The 14,612-nt window shown below is 70.7% G+C and carries 15 protein-coding genes and 1 tRNA gene; 6 read left to right on the plus strand and 10 right to left on the minus strand.

Going from position 1 to position 14,612, the window contains the following annotated elements; all coding sequences use genetic code 11:
- Position 1: 1 nt before the first annotated feature.
- The 5 genes from ABZV00_RS02040 to ABZV00_RS02060 are packed head-to-tail and all read right to left on the minus strand — an operon-like array spanning position 2 to position 5,775.
- Entirely contained in the window at positions 2 to 1,507 is a 1,506-nt protein-coding gene (locus tag ABZV00_RS02040) for a penicillin-binding transpeptidase domain-containing protein (RefSeq protein WP_355601043.1), read from the minus strand.
- On the minus strand, positions 1,504 to 2,994 hold the full coding sequence (locus ABZV00_RS02045) for an FtsW/RodA/SpoVE family cell cycle protein (protein ID WP_355601045.1): 1,491 nt from the start codon (positions 2,992 to 2,994) through the stop codon (positions 1,504 to 1,506). The genes ABZV00_RS02040 and ABZV00_RS02045 overlap by 4 nt, the downstream gene beginning before the upstream one ends.
- Before the next feature lie 31 nt (positions 2,995 to 3,025).
- Positions 3,026 to 4,498 carry a protein phosphatase 2C domain-containing protein gene (locus tag ABZV00_RS02050; RefSeq protein ID WP_355601046.1) on the minus strand — a complete coding sequence of 491 codons (1,473 nt, stop codon included), beginning with the start codon at positions 4,496 to 4,498 and terminating at the stop codon, positions 3,026 to 3,028.
- Complete coding sequence (locus tag ABZV00_RS02055; RefSeq protein ID WP_074315675.1) at positions 4,495 to 4,980, minus strand: FHA domain-containing protein; 486 nt, start codon at positions 4,978 to 4,980, stop codon at positions 4,495 to 4,497. Before ABZV00_RS02055 ends, ABZV00_RS02050 begins: the two co-directional genes overlap by 4 nt.
- A gap of 6 nt (positions 4,981 to 4,986) precedes the next feature.
- Positions 4,987 to 5,775: a DUF3662 and FHA domain-containing protein gene (locus ABZV00_RS02060; RefSeq protein WP_328422143.1), complete on the minus strand. Its 789-nt coding sequence runs from the start codon at positions 5,773 to 5,775 to the stop codon at positions 4,987 to 4,989.
- Positions 5,776 to 5,982: 207 nt separating this feature from the next.
- On the opposite strand from ABZV00_RS02060, the gene ABZV00_RS02065 reads away from it, so the two are divergent.
- The 3 genes from ABZV00_RS02065 (at position 5,983) to ABZV00_RS02075 (ending at position 8,051) form a co-directional block, all read left to right on the plus strand.
- A tRNA-Leu gene (locus ABZV00_RS02065) sits at positions 5,983 to 6,068 on the plus strand.
- Positions 6,069 to 6,132: 64 nt separating this feature from the next.
- Complete coding sequence (locus ABZV00_RS02070) at positions 6,133 to 7,248, plus strand: NAD-dependent epimerase/dehydratase family protein (protein WP_355601049.1); 1,116 nt, start codon at positions 6,133 to 6,135, stop codon at positions 7,246 to 7,248.
- Positions 7,245 to 8,051, plus strand: coding sequence for a WecB/TagA/CpsF family glycosyltransferase (locus ABZV00_RS02075; protein ID WP_355601051.1), 807 nt, complete (start codon positions 7,245 to 7,247; stop codon positions 8,049 to 8,051). Before ABZV00_RS02070 ends, ABZV00_RS02075 begins: the two co-directional genes overlap by 4 nt.
- Positions 8,052 to 8,117: 66 nt before the next feature.
- Here the strand turns inward: ABZV00_RS02075 and ABZV00_RS02080 are convergent, their stop codons facing one another.
- Positions 8,118 to 9,986, minus strand: a complete 1,869-nt coding sequence (locus ABZV00_RS02080; protein WP_355601053.1) for a S8 family serine peptidase — start codon at positions 9,984 to 9,986, stop codon at positions 8,118 to 8,120.
- A gap of 214 nt (positions 9,987 to 10,200) precedes the next feature.
- Here ABZV00_RS02080 and ABZV00_RS02085 point away from each other — a divergent pair, with 214 nt between their 5' ends.
- Positions 10,201 to 10,800 (plus strand): hypothetical protein, encoded by a 600-nt coding sequence (locus ABZV00_RS02085; protein WP_355601055.1) that lies wholly within the window; start codon positions 10,201 to 10,203, stop codon positions 10,798 to 10,800.
- Here ABZV00_RS02085 and ABZV00_RS02090 read toward each other — a convergent pair.
- The 3 genes from ABZV00_RS02090 to ABZV00_RS02100 all read right to left on the minus strand — a co-directional run bounded on the left by ABZV00_RS02090 (position 10,768) and on the right by ABZV00_RS02100 (position 12,457).
- On the minus strand, positions 10,768 to 11,169 hold the full coding sequence (locus ABZV00_RS02090; RefSeq protein ID WP_355601057.1) for a hypothetical protein: 402 nt from the start codon (positions 11,167 to 11,169) through the stop codon (positions 10,768 to 10,770). The genes ABZV00_RS02085 and ABZV00_RS02090 overlap by 33 nt on opposite strands.
- A 215-nt stretch (positions 11,170 to 11,384) precedes the next feature.
- Positions 11,385 to 11,606 (minus strand): DUF397 domain-containing protein, encoded by a 222-nt coding sequence (locus tag ABZV00_RS02095; protein WP_355601059.1) that lies wholly within the window; start codon positions 11,604 to 11,606, stop codon positions 11,385 to 11,387.
- Positions 11,576 to 12,457: a helix-turn-helix transcriptional regulator gene (locus ABZV00_RS02100; RefSeq protein ID WP_030487606.1), complete on the minus strand. Its 882-nt coding sequence runs from the start codon at positions 12,455 to 12,457 to the stop codon at positions 11,576 to 11,578. The genes ABZV00_RS02095 and ABZV00_RS02100 overlap by 31 nt, the downstream gene beginning before the upstream one ends.
- Before the next feature lie 626 nt (positions 12,458 to 13,083).
- On the opposite strand from ABZV00_RS02100, the gene ABZV00_RS02105 reads away from it, so the two are divergent.
- Positions 13,084 to 13,368, plus strand: coding sequence for a hypothetical protein (locus tag ABZV00_RS02105; RefSeq protein WP_355601061.1), 285 nt, complete (start codon positions 13,084 to 13,086; stop codon positions 13,366 to 13,368).
- Positions 13,369 to 13,466: 98 nt separating this feature from the next.
- Positions 13,467 to 13,898, plus strand: a complete 432-nt coding sequence (locus ABZV00_RS02110) for a hypothetical protein (RefSeq protein ID WP_355601063.1) — start codon at positions 13,467 to 13,469, stop codon at positions 13,896 to 13,898.
- Positions 13,899 to 13,905: 7 nt separating this feature from the next.
- On the opposite strand, the gene ABZV00_RS02115 is transcribed toward ABZV00_RS02110, so the two are convergent.
- Positions 13,906 to 14,559 (minus strand): PASTA domain-containing protein, encoded by a 654-nt coding sequence (locus ABZV00_RS02115; RefSeq protein WP_355601347.1) that lies wholly within the window; start codon positions 14,557 to 14,559, stop codon positions 13,906 to 13,908.
- Positions 14,560 to 14,612 lie beyond the last annotated feature (53 nt).

Consider the following 14,612-nt stretch of genomic DNA (forward strand, 5'->3'; position numbering starts at 1 on the left):
GTCAGCGACCCCCGGGGTCGGCGATGGCGGCCCGCATGATCTGGCCGCCGATCCGGGCCGCCTCGGCGCTGCCGCCGCTGCCGGCCTGTTCCAGAACCACGCACACCGCGGAGACCGGGGTGCCGTTCTTGTCCAACGCGAAGCCGATGAACCAGCCGTGGTCGGGCCGGTCCGGGGCCGACTGCGCGGTGCCGGTCTTGCCGCCGACCGTGTAGCCGCTGATCGCGGCCTTCTGGCCGGTGCCCTTCTGGACCACGCTGACCATCATCTCGCGCAGATCGCCGGCGACCTGCGGGCTGACCGGTTGGCGCAGCTCCCGCGACTTGGCCGTGTAGTAGCTGGTGGTGCGGTCCGGAGCGAGCAGCTGCCGCACCAGGTACGGCCGCATCTGCTTGCCTTCGTAAGCGACCGCGCCGGCGATCATGGCGCCTTCGAGGGGGGTCATCCGGACGTCCCGCTGGCCGATCGAGGACTGGGCGAGCGCAGCCGGGTCATCCCCGCCGTCGGCGTTCTGGATGCTGCCGGTCCGGCTGGCCGCCGTCGGCAGACCGCCCTCGCCGAGCTGGCCGACGGTGAGGTCGTCCTGCTCGAAGCCGAACTGCCGGGCCTTCTCCTTGATGGTGTTGGCGCCGAGCCGTACACCGAGCTGGGCGAAGCCGGTGTTGCACGATTCGGTGACCGCTTCCAGCAGGGTGACCTGCGGTTGCGGGCAGATCGACGGGGCGGCGTTGCGGATCGGTTCGCCGGAGGTGGGCGGGGTGTAGCTGGAACCGGCCGCGATCGGGGTGGTCTTGCTGATCCCGTTCTCCAGCGCGGCCGCGGCCACCACGATCTTGAAGGTGGAGCCCGGCGGCAGCGTCTCGCCGAGCGCGCGGTTCTTCAGCGGGCCGTCCGGGTCCTGCTCCAGCTTGTTGTACGCCGCGGCCGCCTCGTTGGTGTTGTGGCTGGCCAGCGGGTTCGGGTCGAAGCTGGGCATGGAGACAAGCGCCTGCACCGCCCCGGTGCGCGGGTCGATGGCGATCGCCGCGCCCCTCTTCACCCCCTGCTGGTTGTTGCGCATCTGGTCGTACGCCACGTCCTGGGCCCGCTTGGAGAGGGTCAGCAGCACGTTGCCGCCAGCGGTCTGGTCGCCGGTGAACATGTCCTTGAACCGGTCGCCGAACAACTGGTCGCTGGTACCGGCCAGGAAGTCGTTCTCCACCCGCTCGATGCCGGTGTCGGCCAGGTTGACCGGCTTGTAGCCGAGCACCTGCGCGTACTTGGCACCGCCCGGGTAGGTGCGCAGGAACTTCAGCTTGCCGGTGGTCTCCTTGCTGGTGGCCAGCGCCGTGCCGCCGGCCTCGATGTTGCCGCGCTTACGGTCATACTCGGCGACCTGGACCCGGCCGTTGTAGTCGCTGGTGCGGTACTCGTCGGCCTTGTAGGCCTGAACCCAGTTGAGGTTCGCGAAGAGCAGGCCGAACAGGACCATGACGACGACGCCGACGCGGCGCAGGGGTGCGTTCACGGTTTGATCACCTCCGTGGGGGCACCGTGCAGCTGCTCGGGCGGGCCGCCGGCGGGCCGGGCGGCTTTGCCGCCAGCCCCGGTGACCGGCCGACGGGCTCCGTCGGAGACCCGCAGCAGAACCGCGATGAGCAGCCAGTTCGCCATGAGTGACGAACCACCGGCGGACAGGAACGGGGTGGTCTGACCGGTCAGCGGGATGAGCCCGCTGATCCCGCCGACGATCACGAAGACCTGCAGGCCGAGGGTGAACGCGAGACCGCCGGCGAGGAGCTTGCCGAACGAGTCCCGCACCGCGAGCGCGGCACGCAGCCCCCGCTCCACGATCAGCAGGTAGACGACCAGCAGCGCGGAGAGCCCGAAGAGGCCGACCTCCTCACCGATGCCGGCGAAGATGAAGTCGTTCTGCACCTCGGGCAGGATCTCCGGCTGACCGCCGCCCGGCCCGGCGCCGAAGAGCCCGCCGGTGCCCAGGGCGAGCAGGCCCTGGACGAGCTGGTAGCCCTTGTCGGTGGGGTCGGCGAACGGATCCAGCCAGATCTCCGCCCGGACATAGAAGTTGGCGAAGGGTCCGCCGACCATCTCGCCGAGGACGTAGGCGAGGTAGGCGCCGCCGAAGAAGAGAACCAGGCCGATCAGCAGCCAGCTGACCCGTTCGGTGGCGATGTACAGCGTCACCACGAACATGCCGAAGTAGAGCAGCGAGGTGCCCAGGTCCTTCTCGAAGATGAGCACCAGGAGGCTGATCAGCCAGACCACGACCACCGGGCCGAGGTCGCGCCCGCGCGGGAAGTCGATGCCGAGGAAACGCCGGCTGGCCAGCGACAGCACCTCGCGCTTGCGCACCAGGTAGTAGGCGAAGAAGACCAGCAGCGCCAGCTTGGCGAACTCACCCGGCTGGATGGAGAAGCCACCGATCCGGATCCACAGCTTGGCGCCGTTGATCTCGGAGATGCTGCTCGGCAGCACCGCCGGGAGCATCACCAGCACGATGCCGGCCAAACCCAGGGTGTACGCGTACCGGGAGACCGAACGGTGGTCACGCATGATGGCGAGCAGGCCGGCGGCGAGGATCACCGAGGCGAGCGTCCAGGCCAGCTGCCGCCCGCCGATGCCGGCGAAGATCGCCAGAGTCTCCCGGTCGACCGGGGCGGCCTCGCCCAGGTCGATCCGGCGCAGGAAGCCCACCCCGAGGCCGTTGAGCAGGGCCACCGCCGGCAGCAGCGCCGGGTCGGCGAACGGGGCGAGGAACCGGATGACCAGATGCAGGCCGAGGAAGACCGCGCCGAGCGCGGCGGCGGGCATCCAGAAGTCCGGGGTGACCGTGTCCAGCAGGTTCGCCTCGACGGTCGCCCCGTAAGCGGCCACCAGCACCATGGCTAGCAGCAGCAGGGACAGCTCAGCGTTGCGTCGGGACCGGGCCAGGCGTACGCCGGACTGCCCGCCCGTGGTGGCGGGCGAGGGTGCCGGTGTGGCCGCTACGGTCACGGGTGGGATTCCTCGGGATCTCAGCCGACGCTCACTCGGGAGACCGGCAACCGGCCGGGTCGAGCGCCGGCGGGGCCGAGTCGGAGGGCGTGGCGTCGGGTGTGGTGGTCGGACCGGTCACACCGACAGCAGCGGTGGCACCGGTTGTCGGGCTCGCGCTGACGACCCCGTTGGGAGTCGCCGACGCGCCGGCGCTGGGGCTGCCGTTCGGCGCCGGGGTCGCCCCGACCGGGCTCGGGGTCGGCGTCGGCGTGCCGCCCACCGCGGTCGGGTCGGCCGGGCAGAGCGGCTTGAGGTTGGGGTTGCTCGGCGTGTCGCTGGTCAGCTCGGCGAGCTGGCGCTCGGCGTCCGGCTCACTCTTGGCCCGGATGCCCACCTTGACGGTGTCCTGCGCCGCCACGGTGAGGTCGTCCAGCCGCGTGCCGCTGGTGCGGTGCACGCTGGAGAGGTCCATCCCGGCGATCTGACCCTGGATGCCCCGGAAGACGGCGACCTGGCCCTCCTCGGTGGCACCCACGTAGTACTGCCGCTGGGTGTACGTCCAGCCCGCGAAGACCCCGCCACCGATGATCACCAGCAGGGCCAGCGCCATGGCGGTGGTCCGCACCGGTCGGCGCTTCGGCCGCTCCGGCTCGTCGTCCGCGGCCGCCGGCTCCTCGGGCACGGACGGGCGCGGCGCGGAGAGCGCCGAGGCCCGAGCGGCCGGGGTCGAGTCGTCGGCGGAGGTGGCCATGCCCCGGTCGCGGGCGGCGGCGCCGCCAACGATCGGGGTCGCCTCGACGATGTCGTGATCGGTGGCGTCGGCGATGATCACCGTGATGTTGTCCGGACCGCCGCCGCGCAGCGCGAGCTGCACCAGCCGCTCGACGCACTGCTGCGGGTCGGTGTACTCGCGCATGGTCTCGCCGATGGTGTCGGCACTGACCACGCCCGAGAGGCCGTCGCTGCAGATCAGGTACCGGTCGCCGGGCAGCACCTGGCGCACCGAGTACTCAGGGTCGATGTCCCGGCCGTCCAGTGCCCGGGTCAGCAGCGACCGCTGCGGGTGGCTGCTCGCCTCCTCGGCGCTGATCCGGCCTTCGTCGACGAGCATCTGGACGTACGTGTCGTCCTTGGTGACCTGCGCGAACTCGCCGTTACGCAGCAGATAGGCCCGCGAGTCGCCGATGTGGACCATCCCCAGCTTGCTGCCGGAGAAGAGGGTCGCCGTCAGCGTGGTGCCCATCCCCTCCAACTGCGGGTTGGCCTCCACCGTGTCGCGGAGTTGTTGGTTGGCGGTGCCCACGGCCGAACGCAACGCGTCGACGAGAGCGTCCCCTGGGACGTCCTCGTCGAGCGGCGCCATGGCACCGATGACGATGTTGCTGGCGACGTCACCGGCGGCCATGCCGCCCATGCCGTCGGCAACGGCGAGTAGCCGCGGCCCGGCGTAGACGGAGTCTTGATTGCCGTCTCGGATCAGACCGCGGTCGCTGTGGGCCGCATAGCGCAGGGTCAGAGTCATGGCCGTAATTCGAGGGAAGTGCGGCCGATCCGGATCGGCACGCCGAGGGGGACGGGGGTTGGTCCGGTGACCTTAGCGCGATCGAGGTACGTGCCGTTAGTCGAGCCGAGGTCCTCGACGAACCACTGCCCGTCGCGCGGCACGAGCCGGGCGTGCCGCGCGGAGGCGTAGTCGTCGGTGATGACCAGGGTGGAATCCTCGGCACGACCGATCGTGATCTGCGCTTCACCGAGAGTGATCCGAGTGCCGGCCAGCTGACCGGCGGTCACGACCAGCTGGTGAGCCGCCCGGCCCCGCTTCACCTTCGCCGGCTTGGCCGCCTGCCCCGTCGAGGCGCCCACCGCGCGCGGCGCGGCCACCAGACGACCGGACCGGGCACCCGCGAAGAGGTCCCGGCGGATCACCCCGACCACCGTGAACACGAAGATCCACAGCAGGATCAGGAACCCGAACCGGGCAACGGTGATGACCAGTTCCGGCAAGGCGGGTCAGCCGTCCACGCGGAAGGTCAGCGTCGTGGTGCCGAGCTGGACCATGTCGCCGGGGTTGAGGGCGACGGCGGAGACCCGCTGGCCGTTGACCATGGTGCCGTTGGTCGACCCCAGATCGGTCAGCACGACCTGTCCGCCATCGAAATCCAGCCGGGCGTGTCGCCGGGAGATGCCGACGTCGGGCAGGCGCAGGTTGGCCTGGTCGCCGCGACCGATCACCGTCGACCCCATCTGGAGGGGATAGGTGCGCCCGTCGCCCGAGACCAGCCGGACGTTGCGGGTGCCACCGTGCCCGGGCGGCGGGCCGTAGCCACCACCCTGGTCGTACGCGGGGTAGGCGGGCGGGCCGGCGTCGTAGCCGGGCGCCGACACCGGGGCGACCTCGCCGCCGGTGTAGACCTCGGCGGTGACGCGGAACATGCCCGTGTCCAGGCCCTCGCCCCGCTCGATCTCGACGATCACGTCGCCGTAGACCGTCCAGGCCTGCTCGCCGATGAACTCCGCCTGCGACTGGGCCAACTCCTGGGCCAGCGCGGCGGCGTACGGCGCCAGCCGACTGTGGTCGAACGGCGAGAGATCGATCACGTAGCGGTTGGGCACCAACGTGCGCCCACCGGCCAGGATCGCCTTGTGCGCCTCGGCCTCCCGCTGCATGGCGTTGAGGATCTCCACGGGGTGGACCACCCCTTTGAAGACCTTGGCGAAAGCCCCTTCGACCAGGCCTTCCAGACGCTTCTCGAAGCGTTGCAGCACGCTCACCGGCTCCTCCTCGGGTCCCGAGGACATGATGGTATCCGGCCGGCGCGCGCGCAGCTCACACGCCGCTCGGCCGCCTGCTACCGGCCCGTTCGGATGGGCCGGAACTACCGTGCTACTCTTTCGTCCGCCACGAACGGTAACCGCTCGTGGCGGGCACCTGGAACAGCGTAGTATCTCCGGGGCCTGCTGGAGACAGCGGGTCCGGGGCAGCTAGTGTGTTCCGGGTCGTGCCACGGGGATGTGGCGGAATGGCAGACGCGCACGGTTCAGGTCCGTGTGCCCGAAAGGGCGTGGGGGTTCAACTCCCCCCATCCCCACCACCGACGAGGGCTCCGCAGAATGCGGGGCCCTTCCGTCATATCGGGGCGTGCCGGGCGTCAAGCTATGCTCCGAAGGATTCTGCCTCCGATGGACCAGGAGTGGCGTGTGAGTGTCGCGTTGGTGACCGGGTCGGGTGGTCTGATCGGCTCCGAGGCGGTCCGGCACTTCGCCGGCCTCGGTCTGGACGTCGTCGGCATCGACAACGACATGCGCCGGTATTTCTTCGGCGAGGACGGCTCCACCTCCTGGAGTCTGGAGCGACTGAGCCGGGATCTGGGCAGCGCGTACACCCACTTCGCGGTGGACATCCGGGACCGGGACGGCCTGGAGCAGGTGTTCAAGAAGTACGGCTCGGACATCGCCGTGGTGATCCACAGCGCCGCGCAGCCGAGCCACGACTGGGCGGCCAAGGAGCCGTACACGGACTTCGACGTGAACGCCGGCGGCACGCTCAACATCCTGGAGAACACCCGGCGGCACGCGATCGACGCGCCGTTCATCCACTGCTCGACCAACAAGGTCTACGGCGACCGGCCCAACAGCCTGCCGCTGATCGAGCTGGAGACCCGGTACGAGCTGCCCGAGGATCACCGCTGGTACCAGGGCATCACCGAGGACATGTCGATCGACAACTCGCTGCACTCGGTCTTCGGCGCCTCCAAGGTCGCGGCGGACGTGATGGTCCAGGAGTACGGGCGCTACTTCGACATGAAGACCGCCTGCTTCCGGGGCGGCACGCTGACCGGCCCGGCGCACTCGGCGGCCGAGCTGCACGGGTTCCTGGCGTACCTGATGCGCTGCGTCATGGAAGGCCGGACATACAACCTGTACGGCTACAAGGGCAAGATGGTCCGCGACGCGATCCACTCACGTGACGTGCTGACCGCGTTCGAGGCGTTCTTCCGGGCACCACGCTCGGCGGAGGTCTACAACCTCGGCGGGGGTCGGCACTCCAACACCTCGCACATCGAGGCGTTCCGGATCGCCGAGGAGATCGCCGGCCGCGAGGCGCAGATCAACTACGTCGAGCAGGCCCGCACCGGCGACCACCAGTGGTACGTCAGCAGCATGGCCCGGTTCGAGGAGCAGTACCCGGACTGGAAGATCACCTACGACGTACCGATGATCCTGCGGGAGATCTACGAGGCCAACGTGGACAAGTGGGTGCCCCAGGCATGACGACTCAGACGAAGCGCAACGTGCTCGGCGTCCTGGTCGACGCCACCGACTACGCCACGGCGACCGAGGCGGTGGTCAGCGCGGCGCAGGAGCGGCGTCCGTTCGCGCTGACCGCACTGGCCGTGCACGGCGTGATGACCGGCGTGCTGGACCGGGCGCACAACGCACGGCTCAACTCCTTCGACGTCGTGACCCCGGACGGACAGCCGGTGCGCTGGGCGCTCAACCTGCTGCACCACGCCGGGCTCACCGACCGGGTCTACGGGCCGACGCTGACCCTGCACGTGCTCTCCCGCTTCGCCGACGAAGGCCTGCCGGTCTACCTGTACGGCTCGACCGAGGAGACGCTGGCCAGGCTGATCCCCGCGTTGGAGCGGATGTTCCCGGCGCTGAAGATCGCCGGGGTGGAGCCGTCCAAGTTCCGCCCGGTCCAGCCCGGTGAGGACGCCGAGATCGCCGATCGGATCCGGTCCAGCGGTGCCCGGCTGGTCCTGGTCGGGCTCGGCTGCCCGCGCCAGGAGGTCTTCGCGTACGCCATGCGGCCGTTGCTCGACATGCCGCTGATGGCGGTTGGCGCGGCCTTCGACTACCACGCCGGTCTGCTGCGCCAGCCGCCGCCGTGGATGCAGCGCGCCGGCCTGGAGTGGTTCTGGCGGCTCGGTCTGGAGCCGAAGCGGCTCTGGCGCCGCTACGTGATCCTCAACCCGGCCTACCTGGCCCGGCTCGCCGCGCAGAAGACCGGCCTGTGGAAGGCCCGTCCGCCGGCCCCGGCCACCGAGCGGCCGGCCACCTTCGCGGTCTGAGCCCGATCCGTACGGCACGAGGCCCCACCCGGTGTTCCGGGTGGGGCCTCGGCCGTGGGAACAAGGTCAGAGGGTCAGGGTCCAGGTGTTGATGTAGCCGGTGTCGATCCTGTACACGTCGCGCACCTGAAGCCGCCAGGTGCCGTTGGCGGCCTCACTGGACAGGTTGGTCGTGTAGGTGGCGATCACGTTGTCGGCGCTGTCCGAACCGCTGTTCTTGAGCCGGTACGCGCTGCCGTCCGGAGCGAGCAGGTCGATGACCAGATCACCGCGGTAGGTGTGCACGATGTTCACCGCCACCGTGGAGGCCGACGAGGCGTTCCGGCCGCAGCCGGCGATGGTGATCGGGCTGGTCACCGCCGCACCAGCATCCGGGATCGCCACGTCGGTGCCGTTGGTGCCGGAGCAGCCGCCGCCACCCGAACCGGTCACGGTCAACGTGTAGGTGGCCGTGCGGGTGCCCGCCGCGCCGCTGCCGGTGATCGTGACCGGGTAGCTGCCGGCGGGGGTGCTCGCCGAGGTGGCGATGGTGAGGGTGGACGAGCCGCCCGAGGTCACCGTCGACGGGCTGAACGACGCGGTCGCGCCGGCCGGCAGGCCGCTGGCGGAGAGGCTGACCGACTGGGCGGAGCCGGCGGTGGTGGCCGTGCCGACGGTGGCCGTCACCGAGCCGCCCTGCGCGGTGGAGCCGGAGGTCGGCGACACCGATACCGAGAAGTCGTTGGCCGGCGGGGTGCCGTTGACCACGTAGAGCAGCTGGTTCGGCGTGCCGGTGCCGACGTTGGTCACCACGTTCGGCGTGGAGTTGTTGACCAGGTTGTCCCGGACCTGCTGTGGGCTCCACGACGGGTTCGCCGAGAGCACGAGCGCCGCGGCGCCGGCGACGTGCGGCGATGCCATTGAGGTGCCGCTGATGGTGTTCGTGGCGCTGCTGCTGGTGTACCAGGCCGAGGTGATGTTGACACCCGGGGCCAGGATGTCGACGCAGGTGCCGAAGTTGGAGAAGCTCGCTGCGGCGTCGTTGTTCTGCGTCGCACCCACGGTGATCGCGGAGGCGACCCGGGCCGGGGAGTAGTTGCAGGCGTTCTGCCGGACGCCGAGGGCGTTGCCGTTGCCGGCGGCGACCGCGTACGTGACACCGGAGTTGACCGAGTTGGTGACGGCCGTGTCGATCGAACTGTTCGCGCCACCACCGAGGCTCATGTTCGCCACCGCCGGTTTGACCGCGTTCGCGGTCACCCAGTCGATACCGGCCACCACCTGGGCGTTGGTGCCGCTGCCCTGGCAGTTGAGCACTCGGACGCCGACGATCTGGACGCCCTTGGCCACCCCGTACGCCGAGCCACCGACCGTGCCCGCCACGTGCGTGCCGTGGCCGTTGCAGTCGTCGGCGGAGCCGCCGTCGACCGCGTCGAAGCCGGAGACGGCCCGCCCGCCGAAGTCGTTGTGCCCGTACAGCACGCCCGTGTCGATGACGTAGGCGCGGACGTTCGACGCCGTGTTCGGGTAGGTGTACGAGCTGTTCAGGGGCAGGTTCCGCTGGTCGATCCGGTCCAGGCCCCAGGATGGCGGGTTGGTCTGGGTGCCGGCGATCGAGACGGTGTGGTTCTGCTCGACGTACGCCACCGCCGGGTCGGCGGCGATCCGTGCGGCGGCCTTCTCGCCGACCCGGATCTCGAAGCCGCGCAGCGCCGCGCCGTAGGTGCGGGCCACCGTGCCGCCGTGCCGGCCGACCAGCCGTTCCGCGTTGTCGCCGACCGTGCCCCGGCTGACGGCGGTGTCCTTGAAGACGACGATGTAGCTGTCCGCGACGGCCGTGTCCCCACCCGCCGCCCGGATGGCTCCGGTCGGTTCGGCGGCTAGGGCGGGTGTGGCAGCGGCCAACACGGTCAGTGTGGCCACCCCAACGAGTACGGACCTGTGGGCAAGACGCATCTCTTACCTCCCTTCGACCGGCAGCCGCCCGACGCGGGTTCCGCTCAGATCCATGACGGCCGATCTTTCCGAGAGTAGGCCAACGCAGTGATGAAGATAAACATGTCGCATCGTTCATAACGCGGAGAGGATGCCCCCTACGGGGACGGCATCCGGGACGAACGCGGGCTGCGCCCGGATTCGCGGACGGCCGCGATCGGAAAGGCTGACCAGCATGGAGAGCCCCCTCGCCGCCCTGCTGCCGATCGCGATCCTGTGGCTGGCCGCTGGCGTGGTCGCGGACGGCCTGCCCCGGCTGGACCGCGCCCGCTCGCTGCGCCGACGCGCTGGACACCTGCTCATCCTGACCCTCGTGGGCCTGACGCTCACGGTGACCGTGCTTGCGGCCGGGTTGTTCAGTGCCGGAAACACTTCGGCCGACCAGGCCGCCGCCGCCCTCGATATCGCCGGGATTCCCGCCCTCGTGGTGGCGGTCTGCACCGTACGCCGGGTGCGCCGGCTCTGGGCCGGCGCGGGAGCGTTCGCCACCGCGCCGGAGACGCCCGCGCCGTACGGCCTTCGGGCCGCCGCTGCGCACCCGCTGATCGGGTTACCGTTGCAGGTCACCGGTGTGTTGACGGTGCCCGCATTGATCGCGGCGAGCGGCACCGGCCTCTTCGCCACACCGGGCGTCACCGGGCCGGCGATCACCGTGGGCGCGCTCGTGGTGATCGCCATCGGCGTCCGGCACGCGCTACGGCACAGCCGGCTCGCCGAACGCGCCCGGCCGGACGCAGAACGGTCAGCGCGAGCGGCCGGGCCCCTGCACGTATAGCAACTCAAGGATCGCCCGGGTCGCCTCGAACCAGCGGTCCAGCCAGCCCGGGGGCGGCACGCTGCCCTTCGGCGGCAACTCCATCAGCAGGCCACGCAGCAACGGGTGGTCAGCCAACGATCCGGTGGGCTCCATCGGCCAGCCGGTCGGCGGGAAGGACGGCTCGACCAGCGGGTTCGGGTCCAGCGACGGCAGGGAGAGCGGCGGGTCTGCCGCCTCGGTCGCCGACGCCTCCCGCCCGCTCAGCTCCTGGTCGGTCGAGACCACCTCGGTCAGCACGGTGTCCCGACGCGCCCCGCGGTACTTGCCACCGAACCGCTCCGGCTTGCCCGGACCGTTGGTGAGGTTGTCAGACCCGATCGTCGTCATCCGTCTCGCCTACCTCGCTCGGTTGCGGAGCGGTGCGGCGGGTCGTCGACCAGCGCCGTACCGACCGGTTCAACGAGACGGACCCGCTGTGGCGACGGGAATCCCGACGGAACCTCGCCGACCCTGCCGGCAGCGCGGCCACCCGAGCCCGGCGCGCGGACACGGGTAGGTCCCCGTCCGGTCTCGACCGGACAGGGACCCCGTTGACCACGCGGTCAGGCCGAGCCGAACGCACCACCCCTGGTGCCGGCGACGAAGGCGTGCCAGTCACCCGGGGCGAAGATCAGGGCCGGGCCGGCCTTGTCCTTCGAGTCCCGTACCCCGACCGCCCCGGTCACGTACGCCACCTCCACGCAGTTGTCACAGTTCGGCCCGCTCTTCGAGCTCTTGAACCACGTTGCCTGCGTCAGGTCCACGGGGAACCCCTTGGTCGCCATTTCCACAACGGCTCCTCTGCCAGTTTTGCGATGTGTGCGACGGACTCCTCCGGACGAATGGCCGCAGCTCGGATGTGATCGAAGATGAAGCTGTACTTCTGTAGTTCGTCGCTCTTCTCCAGGAAGAGCCCACCCGTGGCGTTCTCCGCGTACACGACATCCGGATCACCGGGCTCGGGGAAGCTGAGGATCGTGAAGGTCCCGTCCATGCCGGCGTGCGCCCCCACCTCGAAGGGCAGGATCTGCAACGTCACGTTCGGCAGTTCGGCAACCTCGACCAGCCGTTTGAGCTGGCCGCGCATCACCTCGTCCCCGCCCACCGGCCTGCTTACCACCGCCTCATCGAGCACCACCCACAGATCGACCGGATCGTCCTGCGTCAACAACGACTGACGGCCCAGACGGACACGCACCCGTTGATGTACCTGATCGGCCGTGAAGTCCGGCCGGGCGGCGCGGATCATCGCCCCGGCGTACTCCTCGGTCTCCAAAAGGCCGGGCACCACCTGCTGTTCGTACGCCCGGATCGAACTCGCCGCGGCCTCCAGCCCGACGTACGCCCCGACCAGCACCGTGCTGTACGGGTGCCACCAGCCCTTCTGCCGGGCCTCCCGGGCGATCTGCACGAGCTCGTCGCTCTCGGCACCCACCACGCCGTAGATCCGCAGCATGTCGCGCACATCGCGCGGGGTGGCCGTGGTGTGCCCGGTCTCGATCCGCGAGACCTTCGACGCCGAACACTCCAACTGCTCGGCGACCACCTCGATGGTGATCCCGGCAGATTCCCGCTGACGGCGCAGCTCGGCACCGAGCCGCCGCCGCCGGATGGTCGGACTGCGCCGCTCACTCATGGCGCAACCACTGCGTCACTGATCCTCGCCGCTGGCTGCTCGACCCCACTCGGGCTACCTCCGGTCGACGCGCCACTGGCTGCCACCCGCCGGGGGCGCGACCGTCGACCGGCGAGCGTTCGCGGCAAGGGGGTGGTGCCGGTCATCGGCCGGCCGCGACGGGCGAAACCGGCCCTCAGTGTGCCGTCCGGACGCGGATGGCTTCAAGCGCCGCTTTACATGAGCAACTCACGTATCGGCAAAACTCGACGTGCAACTTGCATGTAGCACGTCCCTGATGCACTCTGTCCGTATGGCACGGATCACTCAGCGTCTCCGTCCGGTCCCCCGGTGTGGTGATCCCACCGATCCGGGGAGAGCCGACGCGACGTGGGCCCGGCCAGCGACACCGAGACCTGCTCCGGGTGATGACCCCGCCGCTGCACGCCGGCAAGCTGCGGCGGCGGGCGCGGTTCCCGGAAGCAGCCGGGTGATGGTCGGGTGGCGGCACGCCACCAGCGGAGTACGGCCCGACCACCACCATAAGCAACACCGGTCCACGAGGCGAGACCCCGTCACCGGGCCGCGACGTTCCCCCCGATCAGTCACCGCCGGCACCCCGCCGGCCGACCTCCCCAGGAGCCCATGTGCTTCCCCGCTCCGGTGACGTACTGCACGTGACTCGCGCGGCGAGTGTCCAGTTCCTCAGGCCCATCAAGTACCGGGTGATCCGGGTGCTCGACTGGCCGACGTACGACGGTTGGCTCTGGCTCGACGGCTACGAATTGAACAGCGCGGGCGACGCGGTCACCCGACGGTCGATCTTCGTCCAGCGGGAAGGGCTGCAACAGGTGCAGTCCGCACCGGAGCCCCGTCCGCACACCGTACGGACCCGGCGACCCGTCGTCCGTACTCCGGTCCGGGTGGGCTGACCACCGCGATCCGCCGCCGGTGGGCGTGCCGTCGCCATAGAATTGGTACGCCCACCCCGGCACCGTTTTACCCGCGCGTCCAGGGCCCTGAGCCTGGGATGGTCATGGTCAATCAGCCCGCCCTGCGGCGGCATCACCGCTCCCGTATCGCCTACACCGTTGGACTGCTCGCCCTGCTCGGGGCGGTGACCGCACTCGTGGTCCTGGTCCGCGACCCAGCGTTGTCGTCGACCCGGCTGACCACTCCGGTGCCGGCACCGGAGATCACCGTGGTCGACGCCGATCCGCCCGTGGACGAACCCGGTTGGATCGGTGCCGACGCCCTCGAAGACGGCCCCGAGCCGACCGGCCTTGCGGCTGGCGCCGGTGCCGGCGGTCAGTCCGACGGCCGGCAGGCGATCACCGAGGCGGCTCCCGCCCAGGACACCGCCGCGGACGTCCGCCGCTCACTGTTCTGGTCCGGGATCTTCGGCCTCACCATCTCCCTGGCCGGCCTCGGCATGGTCGGCACGCGCCGCCGAATGTGGTGAGCACCCGTCACGGCGTGTTCGTCACCGTCGGGCTCGGCGCGGTCGGGCTGGCCCCGGTCGAGGGCCGGGCCTGGGAGACGACCAGCAGCACCTCCTCGTCGGTCGGCACCGTCGTGCCGGCCTCCGGCTCGGTGCCCACCACCGTCCCCGGCGGCAACTCGGACGCGCGGTACACCGCCCGGTAGGTCAGACCGAGCCGGTCCAGCAGCCGTTCGGCGGTTGCCTGCGGCAGCCCGGTGAGCGGGGGCACCGGTACCTCGGCCGGCGCGGTGGTCGCCGGGCTGCTCGGCGACTCGCTGGTCGGCGCCGCAGAGGTGGGGGCCGCGCTGGTCGGGACGGCAGTGGTGGCACTGGCCGGCGGAAGTGACGGCGTGGTCCGCGAGTCGTCCGGGTTGTCGTCCTGCGCGGCGAGCACCACCCAGAGGGCGGCTCCGAGCAGGCCCGCGAACAACAGCGCGAGCACGCCCCAGAGGATCGGCAGCCACCAGCGGCGGCCACCCTGCTCCTCGGCGTACCACTCGCCGGCGGGCTCGGCCGGTCGCGGCGCCCGCACCTCCGCCCGCCCGGACCACGGCGGCGGGGTCGACCGCTCCGGGGGCATCCGCGCGGTGCGGTCGGCCGGCATGCCCGGCTGCGGCAGCGCGGAGCGGTCGATCGGCATGGTCCGGTCGGCGGCAGGGCCGGCCGGCGCGGTGCGGTCGATCGGCGCGGTCT

The organism is Micromonospora sp. NPDC005173 (genome assembly GCF_040608515.1).
Lineage (GTDB): Bacteria > Actinomycetota > Actinomycetes > Mycobacteriales > Micromonosporaceae > Micromonospora.